Genomic DNA, 26,114 nt, shown 5'->3' with positions numbered 1-26,114 from the left:
TCAGAGCGTCAGCAGATGGTTGTCCCACATCCAGCGGCCGGCATCGCTGCCGCCGAGCCGGGCGAGATCGCCGGTCTCCGCCCGGGCGAGGCGCAGGCCCGAGGCACCGCCCGAGAGCATGAACAGGCCCGAGGCCGGCGCGGCGGCGAGGCCGCAGGCGTCGGTCAGGCGGCTCATGCCGAGGAAGCGCCGGCCGGGCACGTCCCAGTAGCCGACCGCGCCGCCCTTGGGGCTCGCGGCGGCCAGGATGGTGCCGGAGGCATCGAAGGCGACCGAGCCGATATAGTTCTCGAACAGCATGTTGGCGTCTTCGGGCACGGGCAGCAGCTCAAGCCGCCCGGCGCGGGTCACGACGCCGACCAGTTCCGGCGCCGCCTCGGCGTCGCCCGCATACTGACAGCCGAAGCCGACCGTGCCGTCGGGGGCGACCGCGATGTGGCGCAGGCTCGACAGCCGGAAGGCCTCCGGCAGTTCGAAGGCGTCGGCCAGACGGCCGTCGCGCCGCAGCAGCGCCAGATTGGGCCGCATGGCGTCGAGATTGAGCATGTCGCGGCCGGTCTCCGGATGGGTGCGGATGCCGCCATTGGCCACCGCCACCAGTTCCCCGCCGGGCATCAGCGTCATGTCGTGCGGGCCGACGCCGCAGCTCGGCACCTCGCCGAGGCGGCGGAAGCCGTCGGCCACGTCATAGAGACCGACCAGGCCGTCGCCGCCCCGCGTGTCGTTCTCGGTCGCCATCAGCAGCCGGCCGTCGGGCGAAAAGACGCCGTGGCCGTAGAAGTGCCGCTCCGGCGCGGCCAGGATGGTGGTCAGCACGCGGCCGCTGGCGCGCTCGATCACGGCCGCCCAGGTGCCCGGCCTGCGGGCGAAGGCGACGACCAGGCGGCCGTCCGGCGAGACGGCCACGTCATGGCCGCGCGCCGGCAGGTCGGAGGCGACGAGTTGTCGTCCGTCCGGGTCGAACAGGGCGAGCCGCCCGCCGCCATCGGCATCGAAAAGGCATCCGGCGAAAAGCGTCGGCGCCCCGACCGACCCGGCCCCGCGCGGCAGCAGGCTCGCTCCAACGGCGGCGCCGAGCGACAGGATCAGGCTGCGCCGATCGATCGGCATCGGCTCAGTCTCCGTCGAGCGAGGTGAAGCCGACGGTCAGGCCGAGCGCGGCCGGCACCGCCTCGACGGCCGTCTCATAGGCCGAATCGACCGCCGAACGCAGCAGGACCACGCGCGACCGGGTCTTCGGGTCGGCGGCGAGCGGGCCGATCTCGCCGGGCTCGGTCGCGGCGATGGAGCGCGCCGAGGCGACGGTGGCGAGCACGCTGTCGGCCTCCGCCCAGTCGGGATCGATCAGGAGACGGGTCAGCGCGTCGAGGGCGTCGAGCGCCAGCACGATGGTGCGCGTGGAGCGCTGCGAGCGCGCCATCTCGGCCGTGGCCGGCTTGGCCTGCTCGAGCGACTTGCCGGCCGGCTGGTCGATCTTCACTTCGATGATCGCCCGGTACTCGGTCAGAAGATCGGTCAGGATGCGGGTGGTCGCCTCCCGGCCCGGCTCACTGGCTCCGGTCTCGGCCGCGATCGCCTTCGGATCACGCCCCCAGCCGTCGCGCAGTTCGCCCGCCGTCGCGGCAATCGCCGTGGCGATCGCGCTGCCGACCGCGCAGCGCCGCTGCCCCGCCGGCCCCGGCGCGGCGAGCGCCTTCGTGGCATCCGGCTCGAACAGCACCCGCTCCATCGCGTTCAGGCCCTGCACGGCGACGCTGGTCTTGGCGAAAGCGGCCGGTTCCAGGTCGGCCGGATTGGTGCCGGCATAGAGCTGGGCGAGGCCGCGACCGATGGCATTGCGCCGCTCCGGCCAATGCACCAGCCGCTCGTATCGGTTGGCCTGCGCAGCCGGACCCGACCGCAGCACCTCGATCGCCACCCAGGCGTCGGCCGTGCGGGCGAAGGCGGCCTTCAGCCCCTCGATCTCGGACGGCTTGCGCGCCGATGCGCAGAAGGCCGTCCAGACCTTGGCCTCGGTATCGGCGGCCTCGGCGAAGGCTGTGGTGCGCGGCTTGGCGAACTTCTCGACCACGGAGGCGAAGATTGCGTCGAAATCGGGCTTGCCGCGCGGCTCGGCCCGGACGGAAGCGGCGGCAGACAGGCTCGCCAGCAGGGCGGCGGCCGCAAACAGGGCGCGGGAGACGGGTCGCATGAGGCCTCACAAGCGTCTGAGATAGGCGATGAGCCGGTCGCGGTCGGCGGGCCGCAGGGACCGGAAGCGGTCGCGGGCGCCCGCCCCCTCCCCGCCATGCCAGGCGACCGCTTCGGCGATCGAGCGCGCCCGGCCATCATGCAGCAATCCGCGCGCTTCCGCCGCCCCGAGCCCGATCAGGGGTGCCGTGCGCCAGTCGCGCGGCCGCGCGGCGCCGTCACCGACACCGTCGTCGAGGCCGGGCCCCATGTCGTGCAGCAGGAGGTCGGTCAGCGCGGGGGCATCCGGCGACGGCAGGTCGGCGCGATGGCAGGTCGCGCAGCCGGTGGCGGCGAACAGAGCCGCGCCGCGGGCGTCCGCAGGGGCCGGCGGCGCGGTGACGGCGATCAGGTAGGTGGCCAGCCGGGCGACGATCGCGTCGTCCATCTCGACGCCGCCCTCCGAGGCGTTCGACCCGTGCGGCGCCAGGCGGCAGGCCGTCTCGGACGCGGTGCAATCGCCCCAGGGCTCGGGATGGCGCCGGGTCGAAAGCCCCATGTCGATCGAGAAGGCGTCGGCCACCTGATCGGCCATGGTCGGCGCCGTCGCCTTCCAGCCGAAGCGGCCGAGGCGCCCGTCGGCCGTCCGGTGCGGCCGCCCGGCGACGCCCTGCCCGGCCCGCGCCTGCTCGTCGGCAAAGCCGAGAATGGCCGCGTCGGTCAGGGCCGCGAGACGGCCAAGCCCGGCAAGGGCCGGCGCGGCGCGGATCGATCCGGAGCGCGTGCCGCCATCCGGCCAGACCAGCCGCGGCCGCAGACTGTCGGGCGGGCCGCCCGCCCCATCGGCACGCGCGTCCACCCACGCAATCCGTGGCCGCGGCTCGGGCTCGACGCCGGCGACGGCGGCGAGCTGGATCTGCCGGCCGAAGGCGGGATCGGCCCGGCCGTCCGCATCGCCGAGCCGAACCGCCAGGCCGCGGTCGAGCGCATCCGGGCGGCGCGCCGCGATCCGGCCAAGTCCCTCGTGGCAGGCGAGACAGGAGCGGGCGTTGAACAGCGGGCCGAGCCCGTCGGCCGCCTTGGTCGAGGATTGGCCCGGCACCCAGGCGCGCCGGAACAGGCGCTCGCCGATCGCCGCATCGAGGGCTGTCTCAGCGCCAGCTGATGCGGGATGGCCCGTCCGCGCATCTGTGCCGGAGGTCGCGGCGTCGCTTGCGCTCGCGGTGCTGCCAGCCAACACAACTTCAGCCGCCAGCGCGGCGCCAGCGGCCAGCGCCCCACAGGCCGCCGCAAGTCCGATCAGGGCCATCCGCGCGCGGCGCATCACACCACCCTCAGATAGCCCATCATGCCGGTCTCCAGATGTTCCAGGATATGGCAATGGAACATCCAGTCGCCGGCCGTCGCCACGAAGGCAATCTCGACCCGCTCCTTCGGCGACAGCAGCACGGTGTCGGCCGCATAGGCCGGCATGCGCGCCCGTTCGGACGAGGACACCACGCGAAAGACATGGCCGTGCAGGTGGATCGGATGCGGATGCGGGGTGGCGTTGACGAGTTCGAAGCGATAGGTGCGCCCGGCCGTCAAGACGCCGAGCGGCGGCGGCAGGCGACGGTCGGCGGCATTCGGCCAGGACAGCTTGTTGATCGCCCAATAGGTGCGCTCCGAGACGCAGAGCGAATCCATCAGGAGCCGCTGCGCCGGATCCGAGCCGGCCGCGTCGGCGAAGCTCGCGACCGAGTCGGATGCCGCCATGAAGGTCCAGCTCAGCGTCTCGGCATGGGCCAGGTCGGGCTCGGGAAAGACCGGCCGATAGAGAATGTCGGCGTCGAGTGCCCCGCGCCGGCGCGGCTTGCCGGTCGCCGCAAGCGCCGCGACGGTCCAGGGCTCGGCCGACTGATAGTCGACGATCTTCGCGACCGCTCCCGGCTTCGGCGTCCGGACCAGGAGATCGAGGCGCATGGCGGGCCCCATCCGCCACGTCTCCTGGCCCGAACGGTCGAGCGGGATGGGACGGACGGCATGGCCGTCCACGGCCACGATCGCCGCCGCCGCCCCCTCGATGCCAATTTCCATGACGCGGCTTGAATCGAGGTTCAGCAGCCGAACGCGCAGATCGGCCGCGGCCGGCACCTCGGCCGCGAAGGCGCGCTGGTCGTTGGTCGAGCGCCGGGTCCCGAAGGTGCCGCCCCGGCTGGCCCCCTGCGGGGTCGAGAATTCGAGCCAGCGCCCGTCGGGTCCGAGCCGCCAATCCTTGACGGCCAGGATCAGTTCGCCGTCCGGCTTCACCCGCTCGTCGCCCTCCACCACCATGATGCCGGCGAGGCCACGCCCGACCTGGCCGCTCTCGTTGCAATGCGGATGGAAGAAGAAGGTGCCGGGATCGGGCGGCGCGAAGTCGTAGGTGAAGCGCTCGCCCGTCTGGATCGGCGGCTGGGTCAGATATTGCACGCCGTCCATCGCGTTCGGGATGCGCAGGCCGTGCCAGTGCACCGATACATGCTCGGGCAACCGGTTGTGCACCTCGGCCCGGATCCGGTCGCCGCGGCTGACCCGGACGACCGGAAAGGGCTTGTCGGCGTAGCTCCAGATGCGGACCGGCGCGTCGCCGGGACCGAACAGGGCCATCTCCCGTTCGGCCGCCTCGAAGGTGATCTCGTGCAACCGGCCCGGCCCCGGCTCCGGAGCGGACCGCCACGGTGTCGCAGCGGCCGCATCGGTGGTCAGCAGATCGCCGGCACGCTCGCCGCCGGCCATCAACCCGGCACCACCCGCCGCGAGCGCGCCGCGAAGTAAGGTTCTGCGTGAGATGCCGGGCATAACCATTGGCCTATGCTTCACTTCTTGGAGACAGCCCCTGGATCGGACAGGCTCTTGGAGTCGTTCAGCTTGAGGTCGATGCCGAGATCGGCGACGACCGCCTCGAGGGCGTGCGTCTGGGCGACCAGACCGTCGACCGCATCCAGGATCAGCTTGTTGCCCGCCTCGTTGCCGCTGGCCAGCATCTGATCATAGGCCATGCCGCCGGTCTCAGCCTTGGTGCGGATCGCATCGAGGCGTTCGAGCGTGGTCTTCATGGCGGCGTCGAGACGGGCGGCCTTCTCGGGCGACTTGGCGGCGGCGAAGGCGGCGAAGCCCGGCCCCTCGACGACCGAGCCGTCCCGGCGCTCGTAGCGGCCGGTATAGACCGACATCATGCCGATCTGGTCGTGATAGTGCGAGTTGTGCGTGTTGTCGGAGAAGCAATCATGCTCTTCTTCCGGGTCGTGCAGCAGGACGCCGAGCTTCATCCGCTCGCCGGCCAGTTCGCCGTAGGAGAGCGAACCGATGCCGGTGACGAGGGCGCCGAGACCGCCGGCTTTGCGCGCCGCGAGCGCCTTGCGGGCGGCGCCGTTCGGCTTCCAGGCGGCCGCCATCTCGGCGAGATCGTCGACGAGCAGGTCGGTCACGGTCGACAGATAGGCGCGCCGGCGGTCGCAATGATCATGCGTGCAGCCTTTCAGCGCATAGTCGGTGGCCGGGCGGTTGCCGGCGCCCGGGCCGGTGCCGTTGAGGTCCTGGCCCCAGAGCAGGAATTCGACCGCGTGCCAGCCGGTCGCCACGTTGGCTTCGACGCCGCCGGCCTCCTGCAGCTTCTCCGACAGCAGCTTCTTGGTGATCTTGCGCACATCCACCTTGTTCTTGCCGATCCGGATCGACGTGGAGCCGATCACGTTGGCGCGGAACAGCGGGTTCTCGTCCGAGCTCTCGCCGTAGACGGAGGTATCGACATAGTCGATCAGCCCCTCGTCGAGCGGCCAGGCATTCACCTTGCCCTCCCAGTCGTCGACGATCTTGTTGCCGAAGCGGAAGGTTTCGGTGTGCTGGTACCAGGGTCGCGCGTCCTTCCAGGCCTGCCGGGCCGCGGCGAGCTTGGCCTCGGTCGGGTCGGCCAGGAAGGCATCGACGGCCGCCTTGACGGACTTGCCGGCCAGGAACGCATCCTCGAACGCGGCCTGGCCGATCTGCGCATAGGTGCCGATCACGGCGTCGGCCTCGGGTGCGGGACCGGCCAGGGCCGGGGCGGCCGCCGGACCGGCGACCAGAAATGCGGCAAGCGCAAGCGATGGAATGCGGACCATGGACGGGACCCCCTCTCGATCTGGTGACGCCTTTCCTGCAACGGCCGTGCCGAATGCCGTCCGGCGATCCAATTCCCCTCCAAGACACCAGTTCACGGCGCTTGTTGGCTGAATGTCAGGCTATGCAGGCGATGGATGGGCGTGTAGTGAAACCAACATCGGGCGTATAGACCCCACACTTGTCGCCTTCAATACAAATTACTCCTGATCCGTGACTATAGAAATATTCCAAACAGGCCGAAACAGACTTTGAGAATTTGAAGACTTCCAAACTGTCCGGGTCGCCGTCGACAAAAGCCGATCGGCGCATCCGGTCATCGTGCTGCCGCAAGGCAATGTTGCCCTGCGTCTCCGGGGTGTCGACCATCGAGGGAAACGGGATGATTGCGAAGAGAACGACGCTGGCGTTCGGACTGGTCCTGGCGGGCCTCATGCCGGTGCGGGCGGAGCCGGGCAGCGCGGAGGAAGCGACCCGCCTGACGCAGCTCTTCGAGAGCTATGTCGGTGCCAATGCGGCCGGTGCCCCGCCGAAGGTGGCCGTCGCCGCCGAAGCCGACGGGTACCGCGTCACCGTCAATCTGGAGCAGATCGCCGCCCCGCTTGCCGTTCACGGCCTGAAGGTCGAGCCCGCGCCGTTCAGCATTCGCATCGCCCGCACGCCCGACGGCCTCTGGCGCCTGTTCGATGCGACCTTCCCGACCTTCGACGCGACCTTGGCCGACAGTCGGTCGCGCTGGTCCTTCACCAAACCGAGTGGGGAAAGCCTGTTCGATCCGGCTCTGGGCGCGGTGACCCGCTCGACCGTGACCATCGGAAGGATCGATTCCGAAAGCCAGGACAAGGACGGCCAGTCGCGCGCCAGCTACAGCGACTATGAGGCCGTGTCGACCGCTGTGGCGGCCGGCCCGGATGCGGTGACGCTGCAGGGCCGCGACCGTTTCCGCGACCTCAGCCAGACCATGCGCTTGGCATGGCCGTCGGAACTCGGCGGCGGCTCGACCATCGAACTCGGCGTCACCGTCGCCAGCCAGCGCAGCGAGGCGACGATCGAGGCCCTGAAGGTCAAGCCTCTGCTCGGCATCTGGCGCCTGCTGGTCGCCAAGGGCGTCACCCCGGAAGCACTGACCGCCGCGAAGGACGACTTGCGCAAGGCCGTGACCGAGAGCCTGCCGGTCTTCCAGCGCATCGGCGGCAACAGCCAGTTCGAGGGCGTCGCCGTCCAGTTCCCGAGCGGCTCGGCTTCGATGTCGAAGCTCCAGTTCGGCATCGACCTCAACGGCCTGGTCAAGCCGGCCGGCGGCGGCATGACGCTGCAGGCGACCGACCTGATGGTCAAGTCGACCGTGATCCCGACCTGGGTCGAACCGCTGATCCCCGGCATGATCGATATCGGCTTCAACACCGGCGGCTTCGACTTCGACGGTGCCGCCCGCGCGCTGATCGATCTGGTCGATCCCGCGACGGCCGGCGACGATCAGGATCTGATCCCGTCGATCCTGGCCGAGAAGATCATGCCGGACGGACGCTTCACGGTGACGCTGACGCCCGGACGCCTGCGCTCCAGCCTCTACGAGGTGGCCTGGGACGGGGGCCTCGAAGTCGCCGCCGAGCGCGTCGACGGCACCATCACGGTGCGCGCGATCGGGCTCGACAAGACGATCGCCGCCCTCGGCGCGGCCAAGGGCGACAAGATCGCCGCCGGCGCCCTGGTCGGCCTCTACGGCGCGCAGGCGCTGGCCGCCCCCGACACCGACGGCGCGCTGAAATGGGTCGTCCGGTTCAAGCCGGACGGGTCGATCCTGGTCAACGACAATGTCGTCCAGAAGCCGACCGAGGAGGCCGTGCCGGAGGAGAAGGACGATGACGCGGACGGCGACGGCCAGGACGGCAAGGCCGCCAAGCCCTGACCGCGAAGGCATCCGATGCGGCCTGCCGGACGGGATTCCGCCCGGCCGGCCGTCACCGGGAGCCGCCGCGGCGACCGGGCCCTCGCCGGCCACGAGGCCGTGATCGACAGGGCGTGGACTGCCTGCGCTTTCGACTCCCCGTTGCAGCGGGGCGCGACTAGTCTCTGAGAGTTCCGATGGGAGAGTCGCCCGTGCCGAGAATGCCGTCCCGCCAAGCTCTTGCCGTCGTGCCGCTGATCGCCGGCGCGATCCTCGCCGCCCCGCCGCTGGCCGGCCGGGCCCGCGCGGAGACCGCCACCGCCGAGGAGGCGGCCCGGCTGACCGCGCTCGCCAACCAGACGATGCCGCCGCCGGCGCCCGGCGAGGCGCCCGACACGACCTTCGAGCCGGCGGGCGACCACTATCGGATGACGGTCCGAACGCAGCGCCTGCTGAAGCCGCTCGAAATTCTCGGCCTCAAGCTCGATCTCGGCACCCTCTCCTGGAAGCAGGTCCGGCAGGCCGACGGCACATGGCGCGCCGACGCCATGGAACGGCCGCCGTCGACGTCCAGCGGTTTCGGCGTGACGAGCCGGACGCAATTCGAAGGCACCGAGGAGAGCCTCTATCTCAGCGCCGACCTGCAGCGCCTCATCCGCAGCACCTTCACGGCCACCCGGGCGAGGGTCGAGCAGAAGCGCGCACTGGTCGACGCCACCGAGACGTCGCGGGATATCCGTTTCGAGCAGACCACGGACGTGGCCGCCGACGGCAGCCTGACCTACCGCCTGTCCAACCGCCGCAGCGACATCCAGGGCAAGGCCAGCGTCATGCCCGGCGCCGCCCCCTCGGCGGACGCCATCGACTATCGGGCCGCCCGGGAGACGACCGACGTGACGGTCGAGGGCCTCGCGTCCGGGCCGCTCACGGCGCTGTGGTCCTACCTTGTCGCCCACCCGACCCGGGCCGAACTGGCCGCCCCGGATTCCGCCCTGCTCGACCGCCTCGAAGCCGCCCTGCCGGTCTTCCGCCGGATCAGCGTGGTCTCGTCGATGGATGGTTTCGCGCTGGAGCCCCCGGGCCTGTCGATCGGCGCGGACACGGGCACCATCCGTGTCGCGGCATCCGGCCCCGTCGCCGGGGCGGATGCGGAGTTCGGTCTCGATCTGTCCGGCCTCTCGGTCAAAGGTCCGATCCCGCTCGCCGGGCTGATCCCGCAGAGCCTGAGCCTCGGGCTCAAGGTCGCCGGGCTCGATCTCGACTTCGCCGCCCGCTACGCGATCCAGTCGCTCGACATCGCCAGCGATCCGCCGCTCGGCCCGGACGCCCTGACGGCGATTCGCGCGTCCCTCGCCGAGGCCGATGTCACGATCACGCTGTCCCCCGGCCATGTCCGGGGTCCCGGCTACGATATCGCGTGGGAGGGCACGCTGACGATGGAGCGCGGCGTGCCGGTCGGCAAGGCGACGGTCACCGCCGCGGGGCTCGACCGGATTCTTGCCGGCCTCTCCGCGCCCGGCGCCCCGCCCGGTACCGCCATGGTGCTGACCGGCCTCTATGCCGCGCAGGCGCTCGCCGACAAGGACGCGGACGGCCGCAGCCGCTGGGTGATCGAGCGCAAACGCGAGCACCGCGTGCTGGTCAACGGGCGCGTGCCGGGCTTCTGGCGCCGCTGATCGGACCCGTCCGCTTCCGTCCAAATCCGCACTACCCTTCGCAGACGCGGTCCTATAGGGTGCGCCGCGAAAGGCAGCAGAGGAATTCCGACATGGCTCACGCCGTCGTCCCGCATTTCGCCAACGATGCCGGCCATGCCCGCATCCGCATCGGCGTCCGTGAATTCATGTGCGTCGGCGCGCGGCCGCCCTTCGATCATCCGCATGTCTTCATCGACATGGGCGACGACGACGAGCATGTCTGCCCCTACTGCTCCACGCTCTATGTCTACGACCACAGCCTGAAGGCGACCGAGACCGAGCCGGCCGGCTGCCTGTTCGTGGACAAGGCCGCGGCCTGATCGGCCCTTCCGGACATCTCTCATGGCTGCTCAGCGCCGTCTTGTCGTCGTCGGCGCCGGCATCGGCGGTCTGACGGCCGCCCTCGCCCTGGCGCGGCGCGGCCACCGCGTCACCGTGCTCGAACGCAGCGCGGTGCTGGCCGAGGTCGGCGCAGGCCTGCAGATCTCACCGAACGCATCGCGCATCCTGGTCGAACTCGGCCTCAAGTCCCGGCTCGAGGCGCAAGCCGTCACGCCGGACAGCCTGCGCATCCATTCCACCCGCGCCGGCGGCGAGATCGCCAGGATGCCGCTCGGGCCCCCGATCGCGGCCCGCTTCGGCGCGCCCTACTGGGTCGTCCATCGCGCCGACCTGCAGAATGCGCTGGCCGCGGAGGTCGCCGCCCTGCCGTCGGTCTCCATCCGCCTCGGCATCGCGGTCAAGCGCATCGAGGCCGAACCCGGCCGGGTCGTGGTCGCGATCGAGCAGGACGGCCGGCCCGACGCCATCGAGGCCGACGGCGTGGTCGGCGCCGACGGCGTCTGGTCGATGATCCGCACCGGTACGCTCGGTGCCCCGCCGGCCCGCTATACCGGCCGGATGGCCCTGCGCGCCACCATCCCGATCGACGAGACCCCGCCGGACTATCGCAACGCCGTCGGGCTCTGGATGGCGCCGCGCGCCCATCTGGTGCACTACCCGATCGCCGGGGGGCGGCTGCTCAACCTGGTCGCCGTGACGGAAGCCGCCTGGGAGGACGACAACTGGTCGGTGCCGGTCGAGCGCGAGGCGGTGGTGCGCCGTTTCGATCCGGTCTCCGGCACCCGCTGGCCCGACATCGCCCGCGCGCTGATCCTCGCCCCGCAGCATTGGACCGGCTGGGCGCTGGCCGGCATCCGCCCGGATTTCGACTGGACGTCCGGTCCCGTCACCCTGCTCGGCGACGCCGCCCATGCCACCCTGCCCTTTGCCGCCCAGGGCGCCTGCATGGCGATCGAGGATGCCGCCGTGCTCGCTCGCTGCCTCGACCGGCACGCCGAAGTCGCCGATGGCTTCGCCGCCTACGAGAAGGCGCGCAAGCGGCGCACCACCGCGATCTGGGACCAGGCGGTCTCGAACGGCCGCATCTACCATATGGGCGACGCGCTCGCCCTCTTCCGCGATACCGGCATCGGGCTCGCCGGGCGCCGGCTGATCGACCGGCAGGCCTGGATCTACGGCTGGAAGCCCGACTGAGCCCGGAAGGCCCGATCTGGTGCGTGAAGGCCGGCGACGCGGGCTTCGCCGGCCCGATCGGCGCCCGCCCTCTTGAGCCTGGGCGGGCCATGCGCTACGGGAAGCCATCTGCCGAACATTCGAGGTCCCGATGGCCGCTCCCGACGGCGCTGCACAGCCCGCTTCCGAAGGCCGGGACGACGAGATCGTCACCGCCGCCGTGCTGATCATCGGCGACGAGATCCTCAGCGGCCGGACCAAGGACAAGAATATCGGCTTCATCGCCGACTATCTGACCGCGATCGGCATCGACCTGCGCGAGGCGCGCATCGTCCCCGACGTTGAGGCCGAGATCGTCGACGCGGTGCGCGCCTTGAGCCGCCGCTACACCTATGTCTTCACCTGCGGCGGCATCGGGCCGACCCACGACGACATCACCGCCGACGCGATCGCGGCCGCCTTCGGGGTCGAGATCGGCCACGATCCGCGCGCGGTGGCGATCCTGGAGGCCTATTTCGCCGAGCGCGGCATCGAGTCCAACGAGGCCCGCCTGCGCATGGCGCGCATCCCGGCCGGCGCCGATCTGATCGAGAACCGCGTCTCGCGCGCGCCGGGCTTCCGGATCGGCAACGTCCATGTGATGGCCGGCGTGCCGTCGATCATGCAGGCCATGATGGACGCCGTCGCGCCGACCCTGAAGACCGGCCGCAAGATGCTGTCCGAGACGGTGCCGACCACCCTGCCGGAAGGCACGGTCGCGACCGCGCTCGGCCGCATCCAGGCCGCCCATCCCGACACGATCATCGGCAGCTACCCCTATTTCGACGGCACCCGCCACGCCACCAACCTGGTGATCCGCGCGCGCGACGCCGCGCTGCTCGCCACCGTCGCCGACGAGGTGCGCGCCATGGTCGCCGCCCTGACGCCGGCCACCTGACGATCCCCTTCGCCCGACCGCCCTTCCGAGGACCTTCGATGTCGCAGCCCCAGCCCAAGGCGTTCCCGGTCTCCTGGGACCAGTTCCATCGTGATGCCCGCGCCCTCGCCTGGAGACTGTCCGGCCAGGGCCAGTGGCAGGCGATCGTGGCGATCACGCGCGGCGGGCTGGTGCCGGCTGCGATCGTGGCGCGCGAGCTCGACATCCGCCTGATCGAGACGGTCGGCGTGGCCTCCTATCACGACTACAAGAACCAGTCCGAACTGCGCGTCCTGAAGGATGTCTCGCCGAGCCTGATCGCGCTCGCCGGCGGCGACGGCGCCGGTATCCTGATCGTCGACGACCTGGTCGACACCGGCAAGACCGCCCGGGTGGTGCGCGAGATGATGCCGAAGGCGCATTTCGCCACCGTCTACGCCAAGCCGATGGGCCGCCCTCTGGTCGACACCTTCGTGACCGAGGTTTCGCAGGACACCTGGATCTATTTCCCCTGGGACATGGGCCTCAGCTTCCAGCCGCCGATCGCCGGCGCCGCCGCGGGCTGACCTCCCGGTTCCACGACAGGGCCGTGCGCCGCGCGGCCGCAACGAGGAGTATCAGACATGGCACGTCACGACGAACTCGGCTTCGAAACCGAACAGGAAATGGAAGCCTGGGAGGCGGAACAGGACGAACACGCCGAGGAGATCAAGAACATCGTCCTCGACTATGTCGAGGAGAACGAGGTTCCCGACCAGACGGCCGTCTTCACGCTGCTCCAGATCGCCGTCTCGCTGCAGATGTCGTCCTACATGATGGAGACCGAGAAGCCGTCGGTGGCCGGCCTGAAGCTGGAACTCGACCGGTTCGGCGGCGACATCGCCGACCTGATCCGCGATTCCAAGAAGGGCGCCGCGGAATTCATCGAAAGCTATCGCAGCGTCATGGGCGAGGGCGAGGAGGGCTGACGCCCGCCGAGCCTCCCGCCCCCATCGTCGCCCGAAGGGCATGCCCGAGGCGTCGGCCATCCGACCGCGGCCCGAGCCCGCAAGGCATCGGGCCGCGTCGCAAGCCGGCGCGGCGACCCGTTTCGGGGCGCCCCCGAACCGGCCGTCAGCGGATCTGTTCGCGCACCAGGTTCGAGACCACTTCGTCGAAGCCGTCCTTGGCGCCGCCGCCCTTCTTGCGCTCGGTCTCCAGATGGGCGTCGCGCTGCCGGACGAGGTCCTGCAGCTGCGCCTGCAGGCGCTCGCGCTCGGCCGCCTTCGCCTCGACGACCTTGCGACGCTCCGGTGCGGCGACCGCCCGCAGGTCGGCCGGCAGATCCTCCGTCTTCACCGTCTCGATCTCGACGCGCTTGGCCTGCAGGTCGGCGACCAGGTCGCCCTCCCCGGTGACCACCTTGCGGTCGGCCGACTTCACGCCGCGCGAGGCGTAGCTCGCCATGTCGGACGCCGCCGAGGGCGCCGCGGCCCGGTTCAGTTCGAGCTTGCCCTTGACCTCGGACTGACGCGCGGGCGCGCCATAGGGGATCACGGTGGCGTTCAACTGGATCTGGATCTGGTAGATCTGCTGATCGTAGGGCGTCTCGATCACCGCCACGCCGCCCGATTGCGGGATCGGGATATAGCGGCCGTGGCCGAGCTGCGCGATGGTCCGCCAGACGATCGCCGTGTCCCGGGCGTTGCCGGCCTGGACGGCGTTGACCAGGATATGCTCGCGCTCGGCGATCTTGAGCGTGTCGGTGAACGGAATGTCCTGCGCATAGTCCATGTGCGGGGGCGCATCGCCGACCAGGAACACGATCCGGCGGCTCTCGCCCGTCTCGCTCCAGCCCATCTTGGTGACCGCGACATGGAGCGCCTCGTTGACCGATTCCGGCCAGTCGCCGCCACCGCCGGCCTGGAACTGGATCAGCTGGCCGTAGACGGCGTGGATGTCGTTCGACAGCTCGGTCTTCGTCGTGACATAGACATCGCCGCGATCGCGGTAGCCGACGAGGCCGATGCGCAGATCGGCATTCGGGTTGGTCTTGCGGATCTCGTCCGCGATGGCCCAGATCTTCTTCTTCGCCCCCTCGATCAGCCCCGACATGGAGCCGGTGGTATCGAGCACGAAGACGACCTCGATCCGCGACGGCCCGGTCAGCACCAAGCCGGGCGGCTCCTGGCCCGGCACCGTCTCGGCGATCCCCGCCGCCCCGGCACGGCCCGACGCAAGCGCGGCCACGAGCGCGCCGGCCAGGCCGGTCGCCATGATGAACCTGTTCATGCGATCTCTCCCTCTGGCCCCTCCCGGAGCCGTCGACTGGACCCCCGACCAACCCGACACGGTCGAGCCTGAGCCCCGATCGCGAGTTCCGTTCGGCCGCATGACGTCGGAAATCCGGCGGATGCCGCACGGATTGTGGCGGCGGCGCGCGCCGGCTGCGGGGCAAGGCAGGACCGGGACAAGGGACCCGAAAGCGAAGGCCACCGGGAAGCACCGGACGTCGGTACGTCGAACCGCAACCGCGCCGCTTGCCATCCGCTCCCGGGACGGCTACCCAAGACCGTCCTGCGGACGTGGCGAAACCGGTAGACGCACGAGACTTAAAATCTTGCGCCCACAAGGCGTGCGGGTTCGAGTCCCGCCGTCCGCACCACGAACCTCGCCTCACCTCGCCGCACCGCCGCGCGGGCGAAGGACGATACGGCGGTCGGCTTTCTCAGCGGCGGCTTCGGTGGCGCTCGGAGCCTGACGCGCCCTATGAGCCGTCAACGCAGTGGCATCGGCCTCGAGGGTGTGGTCCAGTTGAGGCCTGATTTCACAGAGGACCTTCGATGATCTCCGGCATCTTCGGCCTGTCGGCCTTTCTGGCGGGGCTGGTGGTCTGGGTCCTGCAGGGCTGGATCGCCGGGTTGATGGCGTTTCTCGGGCTGCAGTTCGGGGTGCCGGTGCTGGCGGCCCTGCTCTACTGGACGCCGGATCCGGACCCGGCGGTCGCCAATGCGCGCTTTGCGGCGCGGCTCGGGCAGGTCCGGACGGTCGCCTTCTGGGGCACGATCGGCGTCGCGATTGTGGCGGCGCTCGCTTTCGGCTAGAGCAAGGTCGGATCAGAGCAACCCGCTCTGATCGGAAAAAGCTTGCGCAGACAAAAACATGCAGAGGATCATCCGATCCCTTCAGATCGAATGATCCTCCAGAGCCTGTCCCGGTCAGATCGAAACGATCTGACCGAAAAGGAGGGGCTCAAGCCATTGGCTCTGGAGCATTTCCTTATCGATTGGATGTTTCCATCCAATCGGGAAATGCTCTCGGCGGGACCCCGGCGGAGGCGACAGGGTGGCGGCGCGGATGGAGGGCGGCACGGCGAAAGGGGGCGCGGATTCGCTCAACCAGCGCATCCGTGCCGACATCGAGGCGAAGATCCTGACCGGCGCATGGGGCCCGGGGCACCGGATTCCGTTCGAGCACGAGTTGATGGCCGAGTATGGCTGCGCGCGCATGACCGTCAGCAAGGTGCTGTCCGCGCTCGCCGAGGCCGGGCTGATCGAACGACGGCGGCGGGCCGGCTCCTTCGTGCGCCGGCCGAGCGCGCAATCGGCCGTGCTGGAGATCCCCGACATCAAGGCCGAGGTCACCGCCCGCGGCGAGGCCTACGCCTATCGCTGCGTCGCCGAGAAGCGCCGGCGCGCCACCCGCGAGGATCGCGCCGCGATCCCGGTTCCGGCCGGCACCGAACTGCTGCTGCTGACCTGCCTGCATCTGGCCGACGGCACGCCCTATGCCTGCGAGGAGCGGATCATCGCCCTCGACAACGTCCCGGACGCGCGCGACGTCGATTTCACGGCCGAGCCGCCGGGGACCTGGCTCCTGCACCACGTCGCCTGGCACGAGGCGGAACATCACATCTCGGCGGCAGGCGCCGACCAGCGCATCGCCGACCTGCTCGATCTGCCCGTCGGCACCGCCTGCCTGGTGCTGGAACGCACCACCTGGCGGTCCGGCGCCGCACTGACCGCGGTCCGCGTCTGGTATCCGGGCGACCGGCAGCGGCTCGTCGCCCGGTTCACGCCGGCCGGTCCGGGGCGGTAGCGGCCGATCGTCCGACGGCAAAGGTGCCCGAAGCGCGCGCGGAGGGCGGTGAAGGCCCGTCTAGGCGTCGCCCGTTTCGGCGTCGGATCGGCACCGTCCGGGTCGCGCGCCGAGGACAGGGCCGTCCGCCCGGGGATCGGCACGGCGTCCGGCCGAAAACGCGGCCTCAGGCGCCGAACAGCACCGCATGCATGATCCGGTCCGGCATCAGCGTGAACAGGCCGGCGATCACCAGTGCGCCCACGAACAGACCCCGCATGGTCTTGCGATGACGCTCGATCGCACCGTGCCGCGCCGCATGGATCGCCACCACCAGCATCAGCAGCACCCAGACGGACAGGATATGGATCGGGCTCCAGGCGCCCCAGAGCCGGATCTCATGGATGAGGAAGGACGACAGCGCGACCACCGCCATCCCGAGCACCCACAGCCAGCCGAGCGCGCGATGCAGCGGCGTCCCCTTCGGCGCGGCGAACTGCACGAGCCCGACCACAAAGGCCGCGAGCGCCAGGACGGCATGGATCTGGATGGCAGGCGAGGCCGCAAATAGCGGTGCGAAGGACGGATTCATCGTATGGGCTCCGAATGTCGGTACCGTTCAGTACCAACATTCCGGAAGCGCCGCAAGTGCCCCAACGGAATTTCCGTCCGGTCCGACGGCGACCTGCCCAGACGTCGTCGGACCATGCTTTCGTCGGACCGGGCCTTCGTCGGACCGGGTCTTCGTCAGAACGGGATTTCGTCGTCCATGTCGTTGGCGACCGGCTGCGGCCGGCTGCCACCACCGCCGCCGCGCGGTCCGGAAGACCCGCCGCCGAAGCCGCCCGAGGCCTGGCCGCGTTCGAAGCTGCGTCCGCCGCCCCCGCCGCCGCTGCGCGCCGGCGGCGCGCCGAAATCGTCGCCGCCCCCGCCGAAATCCTCCCCGCCCTGCCCGCCGGCCGGCCGGTCGAGCAGAACCATGGTGGAGTTGAAGTTCTGCAGCACGACCTCGGTCGAGTAGCGCTTCTGGCCCTGCTGGTCCTCCCAGGAGCGCGTCTGCAGCTGGCCTTCCAGATAGACCTTGGAGCCCTTGCGCAGATACTGCTCGGCGGTCTTGGCCAGCGGTTCGCTGAAGATCACCACCCGATGCCATTCCGTCTTGTCGCGGCGCTCGCCGGACTGCCGGTCGCGCCAGGACTCCGACGTCGCCACGCTCAAATTCACGATCGGCCGGCCGTCCTGCGTCCGCCGCACCTCGGGATCGGCACCCAAATTGCCGACCAGGATCACCTTGTTGACGCTTCCGGCCATCTCGATCTCCGAATAGTGTTGCCGGCCCCACCGTGCCGGCCGTCTCCCCCCGGCCGAAGCCGGCACCGGACGCCGCTTCGGCGGCATCGCATCCGCGCCGGCTCCAACGGGCCCACGGACCCGCCACCTTACGCTGCCATCCGCAGCCTCGCGACCGCGGCCGCCGACTGCGACGCGCTTCACGCCATCTTATCCACCGTTGGCGGCCGCCCGGCCCCTCCCGTCGGCCCCGCCCCATGTGGCAGGCCTTGCAATCGTTCCCGTTCCGTTCTAGACAAGTCCCAATCCCTTCGCAAGCCCTCCCGTGTCGAATCGGCGATTGTGACCGCCGGTTCCCGCCGATAGGGTGGCGTCGCGCCCGGGGCATGTCCGACCCAGGCCGACGCCCGGCCGCGGGGCCGGATCGGTCCGGCGCATCGTCACGGATCGGCGTGCGGAGCGGTCCGGATGCGACCGGGCCGGCCTCGGATGCTGACCTCATCCCGCGTGGGTGACGGACATCCGCCGTCGCGCGCGAACCGTAGACGATCGGCGTCGCGAGGCGTCGTCCCATCCCGCCCGTGCGTCCGATCCGGACCGGAAACGATCGATGACCGAGAAAAGCCGCCCCGCCGCCAATCCGACCAAGATGCTCTCGATCCGGGGGGCGCGCGAGCACAATCTCAAGAATGTCGACCTGGATCTGCCGCGCGACTCGCTGATCGTGATGACCGGCCTCAGCGGCTCGGGCAAGTCGTCGCTCGCCTTCGACACCATCTATGCCGAAGGCCAGCGCCGCTATGTCGAGAGCCTTTCGGCCTATGCGCGCCAGTTCCTGGAGATGATGCAGAAGCCGGATGTCGACCAGATCGACGGTTTGTCGCCGGCCATATCGATCGAGCAGAAGACGACCTCGCGCAACCCGCGCTCGACGGTCGGCACGGTCACCGAGATCTACGACTACATGCGGCTCCTGTTCGCGCGCGTCGGCATTCCCTATTCGCCCGCGACCGGCCTGCCGATCGAGAGCCAGACGGTCAGCCAGATGGTCGACCGCACGCTGGCCCTGCCGGAGGGAACGCGCCTCTTCCTGCTCGCGCCGATGATCCGCGGCCGCAAGGGCGAATACCGCAAGGAATTGCTCGACCTGCAGAAGAAGGGCTTTCAGCGCGTCAAGATCGACGGCACCTTCCACGAGATTTCGGAAGCGCCGGCACTCGACAAGAAGCTGAAGCACGACCTCGACGTGGTCGTCGACCGCATCGTGGTCCGCCCCGACATGGCGACGCGGCTGGCCGACAGCTTCGAGACCGCCCTGAAGCTCGCCGACGGCATCGCGGTCGCGGAATTCGCCGACGAGAAGGAGCCGAACGGCGATCCGCGCCGGCTGATCTTCTCGGAGAAGTTCGCCTGCCCGGTCTCCGGCTTCACCATTTCGGAGATCGAGCCGCGGCTGTTCTCGTTCAACAACCCGTTCGGCGCCTGCCCGACCTGCTCGGGACTCGGCTCGGAACAGAAGATCGACCCGGCGCTGATCGTGCCGGACGAATCCGAGACCCTGCGCAAGGGCGCCATCGCGCCCTGGGCGCGTTCGACCTCGCCCTTCACGACCCAGACCCTGGAGGCGCTCGGCCGGCACTACGGCTTCAAGCTGGATGTCCCCTGGCGCGACCTGCCGGAGCGTGCCCGTTCCGCGATCCTCTACGGAACCGGCAGCGAGGAGGTGCTGTTCTCCTATGACGACGGCCTGCGCAGCTACAACACGTCGAAGACCTTCGAGGGCGTGATCCCGAACCTGGAACGGCGCTGGCGGGAGACCGAGTCCGACTGGTCGCGCGAGGAGATCGAGCGCTTCTTCGCGGCGACGCCCTGCCAGGCCTGCAACGGTTACCGCCTGAAACCGGAGGCGCTGGCGGTCAAGATCGCCGGCCGGCATATCGGCGAGGTCTCGGACCTGTCGATCCGCGGCGCCGGCCAGTGGTTCGAATGCCTGCCGGCGGATCTGACCGACAAGCAGAACGAGATCGCCGGTCGCATTCTCAAGGAAATCCGGGAGCGGCTGAAGTTCCTGAACGATGTCGGGCTCGACTACCTGACCCTGGCGCGCAATTCCGGCACGCTGTCGGGCGGCGAGAGCCAGCGCATCCGGCTCGCCTCGCAGATCGGCTCGGGCCTGACGGGCGTGCTCTACGTGCTCGACGAGCCGTCGATCGGCCTGCACCAGCGCGACAATGCGCGGCTCCTCGACACGCTGAAGCACCTGCGCGACATCGGCAATACGGTGATCGTGGTCGAGCATGACGAGGACGCGATCCTGGCGGCCGACTATGTCGTCGATGTCGGCCCGGGCGCCGGCATCCATGGCGGCCGGATCATCGCCGAGGGCACGCCGACGGAGATCCTGGCCGATCCGGCCTCGCTGACGGGACAGTATCTGTCCGGCGCGCGCGAGATCCCGATCCCGGCGCGGCGGCGCAAAATCGACAAGGCGCGCCGGCTGCGCGTGGTCGGGGCGCGTGGCAACAACCTGAAATCGGTCACGGCCGATGTTCCGCTCGGCACGCTGACCTGCGTCACCGGCGTATCCGGCGGCGGCAAGTCGACCCTGCTGATCGACACCCTGTTCCGGGCCGTGGCGCGCAAGCTCAACGGCTCCAAGGAGAATCCGGCCCCGCACGATCGTGTCGAGGGGCTGGAATTCCTCGACAAGGTGATCGACATCGACCAGTCGCCGATCGGCCGGACGCCGCGCTCCAACCCGGCGACCTATACGGGCGCCTTCACGCCGATCCGCGAATGGTTCGCCGGCCTCCCCGAGGCCAAGGCGCGCGGCTACGGGCCGGGCCGCTTCTCTTTCAACGTCAAGGGCGGCCGCTGCGAGGCCTGCCAGGGCGACGGCGTCATCAAGATCGAGATGCACTTCCTGCCGGATGTCTACGTGACCTGCGATGTCTGCAAGGGCAAGCGCTACAATCGCGAGACGCTGGACGTGCAGTTCAAGAGCAAGTCGATCGCCGACGTGCTCGACATGACGGTCGACGAGGCCGTCGGCTTCTTCCAGGCCGTTCCGGCGATCCGCGAGAAGCTGGAGACGCTGTCGCGCGTCGGCCTCGGCTATATCCATGTCGGCCAGCAGGCGACGACGCTGTCGGGCGGCGAGGCGCAGCGCGTCAAGCTGTCCAAGGAACTGTCGCGCCGCTCGACCGGCAAGACGCTCTACATCCTCGACGAGCCGACCACCGGCCTGCATTTCCACGATGTCGCCAAGCTCCTGGAAGTGCTGCACGAACTGGTCGACCAGGGCAACACGGTCGCGGTCATCGAGCACAATCTGGAGGTGATCAAGACGGCCGACTGGATCCTCGATCTCGGCCCGGAGGGCGGCGACGGCGGCGGCGAGATCGTCGCCGTGGGCCGCCCCGAGGATGTCGTCAAGGAGCCGCGCAGCCATACCGGCCGCTTCCTCGCGGAACTTCTGGAACGGCGGCCGCGCCGACGGCCGGCGGCCGCGGAATGACCCGGGCACGGGGCCGGTTCGGGTCCCGCGCCCGACATGGCCCCGTCTGACAGGCGCCCGCCCGATAGTCGGGCGTTCAACGGGCGGGTGTTCAACGTGCGGGCGTTCAACGGGCGCCGGCTCGAGATTCGAGCGACGCCGCGGACGGATGGGGCCGCCCCAACGGCTGGCCGCAGGAACGAGCGCCTTTGCGGGCAGGCCGGCCGTCATGGGACACCGTACCGGCGCCGCCGCACATGATCGGACGGGCCGGCCCGGGCCCAGGCATGACGAAACGTCATGGTGCGATGCCGATTGTGCATCGCAATATCGACACCTCACCTGCGACTGCGGAAAGCGGCCGGTTTCCCGTCGAGGGCGCAGGGAATCGTGCTGCGTTGCACAATTCGCATGTCGGACATGCGGCCGCCCCTCTGGCTTGGGACAGGGATCATGTCCTATATGTTGTCCATAGACGACGCCGTGAGGCCTGACCCGCTCTTCAAGCTTTCCTGATGTTCAGGACAGTGCATTGGAGATGACGATCGGTCGGCCGCGCAGGCAGCACCGGCACCGAGCTGTTTCCTCCCAGACTCGCTCGCCCCGGTCCCCTGCGTGAGCGTCGCCACTGCGGACGGCCTGTCCTCCCCTGGCCGTCCTACCGACGGGGCTTCTCCTCCCACCCCGGTCGGATATTCGAACGCCCGCCGGTTCTCCTCCCACCGGCGGGCGTTTCGATTCCAGCCCCTCCGCACGCCCTGCCCTTCCGCACGCCGACGATCGACCGACGCGCTGTCCGCCGGCGGTGGTCACGTCGCCCTCTCGCCCCATCCCGCGCGCTCCAGGCGACCGGGCCTCGCCGGAGGGATGCCCGGCCGAGGCGCCGCCATCCCGGCGATTCCGCTTGGCGAGGGTACCGGCGAGGTGATTGCCGTCGACGGGCAAATGTCGGACGGGCGTGCCCAACCCGATCGGCCCGATGCGCGGAGCCGGCTTCAGAATTTCAGCGCCAATCCGACCGACATCGTGTCGGAGGTCGACGACAGCGTGTTCTTGATGCCGTGCGTTCGGAAGTTCACGTAAGGCATCGCCGTGAAGGACGTGGAATCCAGGTCCGTCCGCCGATACTCGACACGGGCGATCAGGTTCGGCAGGAGCTGATACTCGGTGCCGATACCCGCGGTCCAACCGTGCAGGCGCTTGCTCGACGTGTGGCTGAGCGGCGAGAAGTCGGGATTGCAGACGCGCGGATCGATCACGCAGGTGCTCGATTCGCGGAACATCTGGGTCGCATAGCCGGCCGTCGCGTAGACCAGAAGGCGCGGCATGACGACATAGCCGGCGCGCAGACGCAGACTGGAGTCGTTGCCGCTGATCACCCGCGAGCGCGTGTGGAAGTTCTGGTAGGGGGCCTTGAACGGCTGCAGACCCGGCATCGCATGCGCGGTCTTCGAACTGCCGCGCCCGAGCTCTGCCTCGATGCCGGCCAGGATCACTGGCGTGATCATGTAATTGTAGCCGACAAAGAACGACATCCGATCCGGGCGCGCGTCGAAAGAGGTCGCGCTGGTATCGATCGAATACGGATAGGTGGCCCCCCATGCCGGCACGACATGGCCGTTGGTCTTCCATGATGTCGATGTCGCACTCTGGCCGCCGGTCGCGCCGAAATAGAGACCGCCCCACCCCGGAAAGGCCGGCTCTTCAGCTTTTGCGGTCGAAATTGCGCACATGGCCGCGATCACGCCAGCGGCAATGCTCAGATGCTTCATGGAATGCCCCACCCCCGATGTGGTCACGCGCTACCATATCACCATGCGTGAGGGCAGAAAGCGAAGTCTTGGAACGATTCCGAAGCGTATCCGACATGCAACACTCTTGATGTCTGAATATCATATTCCGACCTATCAATATGTTCCCAAATGCACCCGCCCCTGTCGGCAATATCCCGATCGGCACGGCCCAGGAGCGGTTCCGCCAAGTCCGCAGAAAGCGTGGATTTTCGAGACCGGGGCGCCTCCCTCGCTCCAACGAAGGCTTGCATCGCCGATGCACCGCAGCGATCTGAATTGACGGCGGCTCGAGCATTGGCAGTCTTCCGCCAGCCGGGCCGCGACGGGCGCCGAGCCACGAGAACCGCTGCGCCACGCCCCACCGTCTGCCGCCCGGTCTCGCTTGCTGCCGGCCAGCAGGGCTTCGGCGCGAGGTCGCGCGGCGGATGACAGTGCAGCCCCATCGAATCGGCGGGGCAAAGCCCGATCACGACGAGCCGCCGTGATCGAAGAACACTGGCGCGAGCGAAGGCTCCGGAGCGTGGCTCGATCCGCTCAGGCCGGGCACCGCGCTAGTGGTCAAAGAGTGAGTGGTTTGGATTCACGAGACGGATGGGGACCATCTGTCTCGATCAAACCACTAGTGTTTCGAATCCCATTCAGACTTCAGCATGATGTCGTTCGGGTCGCCGGAATCGCGCATCCAGGAATCGACCACCCATTCCTCGCCGCCGATCTCTCGATAGACCGCCGTGGCATGGGCATAGATGAAGCCGCCGCGCGAATCCGGGCGCACCACCGTGTGGTATCGCAACAGGCCGTGCTGCTGGGCATAGATCAGGATGGTGGTCGAGTTGGTCGCCTCGTCCAGGCAGTCGGTCTGGCCGGGCTGGTTGGCCTGATCGGGTTCGGAGCCGCGGATGTCGGGCGGACCACCCAGTTCCGGCGCGGCCCGCTTCTCCCAGTACTGGACCAGGTGGTCGATGGCGTCGCGCTCCTCCGCCGCCGAGCCGCGCCGGGAGGCGAAGATATTGGCGATCGCCTTCTCGTCCGCATCACTCAGCGCGATGATGGTGCGCAGACGGCATTCGAAGCCGTGGCAATAGACCAGCCGGTTGCCACGCGGCATGCCGACATTGCCGCGCTCGACGAACCAGTTGACCAGATCTCGCGACGGCTCGAACGGCACCGGTGCCGGGATCGGCGTCAGCGCGGCAGTGGCGCCGGTGGCGGACTTCTTCGGCTTGGCCGTGGCGGCCTTGGGCTTGGCGGCCGACGGCAGGGCGCCGGTCACGTCGCTGCCCGGCTTGCCCTGAAGGTCGCCGCCCTGGCTCGCCCGGGCCTTCGCGGTCGCCGGCGTGCCGGCATCGGCCGCGCCCTCGGTGCCGGCTGCGACGGCGGCCGCCGGCGCGGCGAGCGCCAGAGCGGCGAGGAGCAGAAGGGTGTTGGATCGACCCATGCGTTGCACCTCCGGGTAAGAGTCGGCGCACCATATAGCGGATTGAGCAGGCCGCGAAGTCTCGCCCCACCGCTAGCCACAACCTGTTGCCGGCTCGACACCGCATCGTGAACTGGCTGTCACTTTGACCCGGCCGGGCCGGAATGCTACCGGGTCGTTCCATGACCCAGTCCCCTCCCGTCCATATCGTCGGCGGCGGCCTCGCCGGCTCCGAAGCCGCCTGGCAGATCGCCAAGGCCGGCGTGCCCGTGATCCTCCACGAGATGCGCCCGGTGCGCGCGACCGAGGCGCACCAGACCGACGGCCTGGCCGAACTGGTCTGCTCCAACTCCTTCCGCTCGGACGATCGCGAGACCAATGCGGTCGGCCTGCTGCACGAGGAGATGCGCCGCGCCGGCTCGCTGATCATGGCGTCGGGCGATGCCCACCAGGTGCCGGCCGGCGGCGCGCTGGCGGTCGACCGCGACAACTTCTCGGCCGCCGTCACCGCCGCCCTGGAGGCCCATCCGCTGGTCACCATCCGGCGCGAGGAGGTCGACGGCCTGCCGCCCGAGGACTGGGGCGCCACCATCCTGGCGACCGGCCCGCTCACCGCGCCCGGCCTGGCGGCGGCGATCGGCGGGCTGACCGGGGAGACCGAACTCGCCTTCTTCGACGCGATCGCGCCGATCGTCCATTTCGACTCGATCGACATGGGCATCGCCTGGAAGCAGTCGCGCTACGACAAGGCCGGCCCGGGCGGCACCGGCGCGGACTACATCAACTGCCCGATGAACCGCGACGAGTACGAAGCCTTCATCGACGCCCTGCTCGCGGGCGAGAAGACGTCCTTCAAGGACTGGGAGAAGACGCCCTATTTCGACGGCTGCCTGCCGATCGAGGTGATGGCCGAGCGCGGCCGCGAGACGCTCCGCTTCGGCCCGATGAAGCCGGTCGGCCTGACCGATCCGCGCCATCCGGACGTGAAGCCGCATGCCATCGTGCAACTGCGCCAGGACAATGCCTTCGGCACGCTGTGGAACATGGTCGGCTTTCAGACCAAGCTGAAGCATGGCGAGCAGGCGCGCGTGTTCCGCATGATCCCGGGGCTCGGCCAAGCCGAGTTCGCCCGGCTCGGCGGGCTGCACCGCAACACCTATCTGAACTCGCCGAAGCTGCTCGACGCGACCCTGCGCCTCAAGGTGCGCCCGCAGCTGCGCTTCGCCGGCCAGATCACCGGCTGCGAGGGCTATGTCGAATCCGCCGCCGTCGGGCTGCTGGCCGGCCGCTTCGCCGCGGCGGAAGCCCTCGGCCGCGCCCCCGCCCCGCCCCCGGTCACGACCGCGCTCGGCGCCCTGCTCGGCCACATCACCGGCGGCCATCTCGCAGTCGAGGGCGAGGAGGCCGGCACGCCGCGCTCGTTCCAGCCGATGAACGTGAATTTCGGCCTGTTCCCGCCGATCGAGGCGCCGACCACCAAGGACGGCAAGCGCCTGCGCGGCAACGAGAAGACGGTCGAGAAGAAGCGCGCCATGAGCCGCCGGGCCCTGACCGACCTCGATCTCTGGCTGAGCGGAACGGCCGTGCAGGCCGCCGAATAGACGCCCTGACCCGGCCTCGGCTGTGGGTGGCGTCACCGTCCGCAGCCGAGCACGATGCCGCCTGCGGCGCCCGCGGGCGGCGGCACTCCGGCGGCACCGATCCGAAATCCGCCCGGCGGCGCCCTCACCCGCATCGGGCTCGGACGCCGCCGGGTTG

General features: G+C 69.6%; 22 protein-coding genes and 1 tRNA gene. 12 read left to right on the top strand and 11 right to left on the bottom strand.

Annotated elements, in window-relative coordinates; translation table 11 throughout:
- The 6 genes from ABB55_RS25130 to ABB55_RS30730 all read right to left on the bottom strand — a co-directional run bounded on the left by ABB55_RS25130 (nt 1) and on the right by ABB55_RS30730 (nt 6,657).
- Nucleotides 1-1,110, bottom strand: coding sequence for a DUF1513 domain-containing protein (locus ABB55_RS25130; RefSeq protein ID WP_054361272.1), 1,110 nt, complete (start codon nt 1,108-1,110; stop codon nt 1-3).
- A gap of 4 nt (nt 1,111-1,114) precedes the next feature.
- Complete coding sequence (locus tag ABB55_RS25125; protein WP_054361271.1) at nt 1,115-2,191, bottom strand: imelysin family protein; 1,077 nt, start codon at nt 2,189-2,191, stop codon at nt 1,115-1,117.
- Nucleotides 2,192-2,197: 6 nt separating this feature from the next.
- Nucleotides 2,198-3,406: a di-heme oxidoredictase family protein gene (locus ABB55_RS25120; protein ID WP_244472121.1), complete on the bottom strand. Its 1,209-nt coding sequence runs from the start codon at nt 3,404-3,406 to the stop codon at nt 2,198-2,200.
- A gap of 86 nt (nt 3,407-3,492) precedes the next feature.
- Nucleotides 3,493-4,926 carry a multicopper oxidase family protein gene (locus tag ABB55_RS25115; protein ID WP_244472120.1) on the bottom strand — a complete coding sequence of 478 codons (1,434 nt, stop codon included), beginning with the start codon at nt 4,924-4,926 and terminating at the stop codon, nt 3,493-3,495.
- An 80-nt stretch (nt 4,927-5,006) separates the two neighbouring features.
- The gene (locus tag ABB55_RS25110; protein WP_054361268.1) at nt 5,007-6,290 is read right to left on the bottom strand and encodes an imelysin family protein; all 1,284 of its coding nucleotides are present in this window, start codon (nt 6,288-6,290) and stop codon (nt 5,007-5,009) included.
- Nucleotides 6,291-6,405: 115 nt separating this feature from the next.
- On the bottom strand, nt 6,406-6,657 hold the full coding sequence (locus tag ABB55_RS30730) for a hypothetical protein (RefSeq protein ID WP_152982183.1): 252 nt from the start codon (nt 6,655-6,657) through the stop codon (nt 6,406-6,408).
- 13 nt (nt 6,658-6,670) lie between these two features.
- Between ABB55_RS30730 and ABB55_RS25105 the strand changes: the two genes are divergently transcribed.
- The 7 genes from ABB55_RS25105 (at nt 6,671) to ABB55_RS25075 (ending at nt 13,272) form a co-directional block, all read left to right on the top strand.
- Nucleotides 6,671-8,197 carry a hypothetical protein gene (locus ABB55_RS25105; RefSeq protein ID WP_054361267.1) on the top strand — a complete coding sequence of 509 codons (1,527 nt, stop codon included), beginning with the start codon at nt 6,671-6,673 and terminating at the stop codon, nt 8,195-8,197.
- Between the two features lie 191 nt (nt 8,198-8,388).
- Nucleotides 8,389-9,852, top strand: coding sequence for a hypothetical protein (locus ABB55_RS25100; RefSeq protein WP_152982182.1), 1,464 nt, complete (start codon nt 8,389-8,391; stop codon nt 9,850-9,852).
- Between the two features lie 92 nt (nt 9,853-9,944).
- Nucleotides 9,945-10,193, top strand: a complete 249-nt coding sequence (locus ABB55_RS25095; protein WP_054361265.1) for a zinc-finger domain-containing protein — start codon at nt 9,945-9,947, stop codon at nt 10,191-10,193.
- A 22-nt stretch (nt 10,194-10,215) separates the two neighbouring features.
- Nucleotides 10,216-11,409: an FAD-dependent oxidoreductase gene (locus ABB55_RS25090; RefSeq protein WP_054361264.1), complete on the top strand. Its 1,194-nt coding sequence runs from the start codon at nt 10,216-10,218 to the stop codon at nt 11,407-11,409.
- 130 nt (nt 11,410-11,539) lie between these two features.
- Nucleotides 11,540-12,325, top strand: a complete 786-nt coding sequence (locus ABB55_RS25085) for a competence/damage-inducible protein A (protein WP_054361263.1) — start codon at nt 11,540-11,542, stop codon at nt 12,323-12,325.
- A gap of 38 nt (nt 12,326-12,363) precedes the next feature.
- Nucleotides 12,364-12,870, top strand: coding sequence for a xanthine phosphoribosyltransferase (gene gpt / locus ABB55_RS25080; RefSeq protein ID WP_054361262.1), 507 nt, complete (start codon nt 12,364-12,366; stop codon nt 12,868-12,870).
- A gap of 57 nt (nt 12,871-12,927) precedes the next feature.
- On the top strand, nt 12,928-13,272 hold the full coding sequence (locus ABB55_RS25075) for a hypothetical protein (protein ID WP_054361261.1): 345 nt from the start codon (nt 12,928-12,930) through the stop codon (nt 13,270-13,272).
- 145 nt (nt 13,273-13,417) lie between these two features.
- On the opposite strand, the gene ABB55_RS25070 is transcribed toward ABB55_RS25075, so the two are convergent.
- Nucleotides 13,418-14,575 (bottom strand): vWA domain-containing protein, encoded by a 1,158-nt coding sequence (locus ABB55_RS25070; RefSeq protein WP_054361260.1) that lies wholly within the window; start codon nt 14,573-14,575, stop codon nt 13,418-13,420.
- 287 nt (nt 14,576-14,862) lie between these two features.
- On the opposite strand from ABB55_RS25070, the gene ABB55_RS25065 reads away from it, so the two are divergent.
- From ABB55_RS25065 to hutC, 3 genes are all read left to right on the top strand, one after another.
- Nucleotides 14,863-14,948: transfer RNA gene (locus ABB55_RS25065), tRNA-Leu, on the top strand.
- 178 nt (nt 14,949-15,126) lie between these two features.
- On the top strand, nt 15,127-15,387 hold the full coding sequence (locus ABB55_RS25060) for a hypothetical protein (RefSeq protein WP_054361259.1): 261 nt from the start codon (nt 15,127-15,129) through the stop codon (nt 15,385-15,387).
- 253 nt (nt 15,388-15,640) lie between these two features.
- Nucleotides 15,641-16,381: a histidine utilization repressor gene (gene hutC / locus ABB55_RS25055; protein ID WP_054361258.1), complete on the top strand. Its 741-nt coding sequence runs from the start codon at nt 15,641-15,643 to the stop codon at nt 16,379-16,381.
- Between the two features lie 166 nt (nt 16,382-16,547).
- On the opposite strand, the gene ABB55_RS25050 is transcribed toward hutC, so the two are convergent.
- Entirely contained in the window at nt 16,548-16,952 is a 405-nt protein-coding gene (locus tag ABB55_RS25050) for a DUF2306 domain-containing protein (protein WP_054361257.1), read from the bottom strand.
- A 155-nt stretch (nt 16,953-17,107) separates the two neighbouring features.
- Entirely contained in the window at nt 17,108-17,671 is a 564-nt protein-coding gene (gene ssb / locus ABB55_RS25045; protein ID WP_054361256.1) for a single-stranded DNA-binding protein, read from the bottom strand.
- Nucleotides 17,672-18,260: 589 nt separating this feature from the next.
- Here ssb and uvrA point away from each other — a divergent pair.
- Nucleotides 18,261-21,167, top strand: a complete 2,907-nt coding sequence (uvrA, locus tag ABB55_RS25040) for an excinuclease ABC subunit UvrA (RefSeq protein ID WP_054361255.1) — start codon at nt 18,261-18,263, stop codon at nt 21,165-21,167.
- Between the two features lie 974 nt (nt 21,168-22,141).
- Here the strand turns inward: uvrA and ABB55_RS25035 are convergent.
- Nucleotides 22,142-22,918 carry an outer membrane protein gene (locus ABB55_RS25035; RefSeq protein WP_152982181.1) on the bottom strand — a complete coding sequence of 259 codons (777 nt, stop codon included), beginning with the start codon at nt 22,916-22,918 and terminating at the stop codon, nt 22,142-22,144.
- A 640-nt stretch (nt 22,919-23,558) separates the two neighbouring features.
- Entirely contained in the window at nt 23,559-24,377 is an 819-nt protein-coding gene (locus ABB55_RS25030; protein WP_054361253.1) for a hypothetical protein, read from the bottom strand.
- Nucleotides 24,378-24,538: 161 nt separating this feature from the next.
- Here ABB55_RS25030 and trmFO point away from each other — a divergent pair, with 161 nt between their 5' ends.
- Nucleotides 24,539-25,957, top strand: a complete 1,419-nt coding sequence (gene trmFO, locus ABB55_RS25025) for a methylenetetrahydrofolate--tRNA-(uracil(54)-C(5))-methyltransferase (FADH(2)-oxidizing) TrmFO (protein WP_054361252.1) — start codon at nt 24,539-24,541, stop codon at nt 25,955-25,957.
- Nucleotides 25,958-26,114 lie beyond the last annotated feature (157 nt).

The organism is Prosthecodimorpha hirschii (assembly GCF_001305515.1).
Taxonomy (GTDB): Bacteria; Pseudomonadota; Alphaproteobacteria; order Rhizobiales; family Ancalomicrobiaceae; genus Prosthecodimorpha; species Prosthecodimorpha hirschii.
Note: the sequence above shows the minus strand (reverse complement) of the source record. Positions and strands in the feature narration are given on the sequence as shown.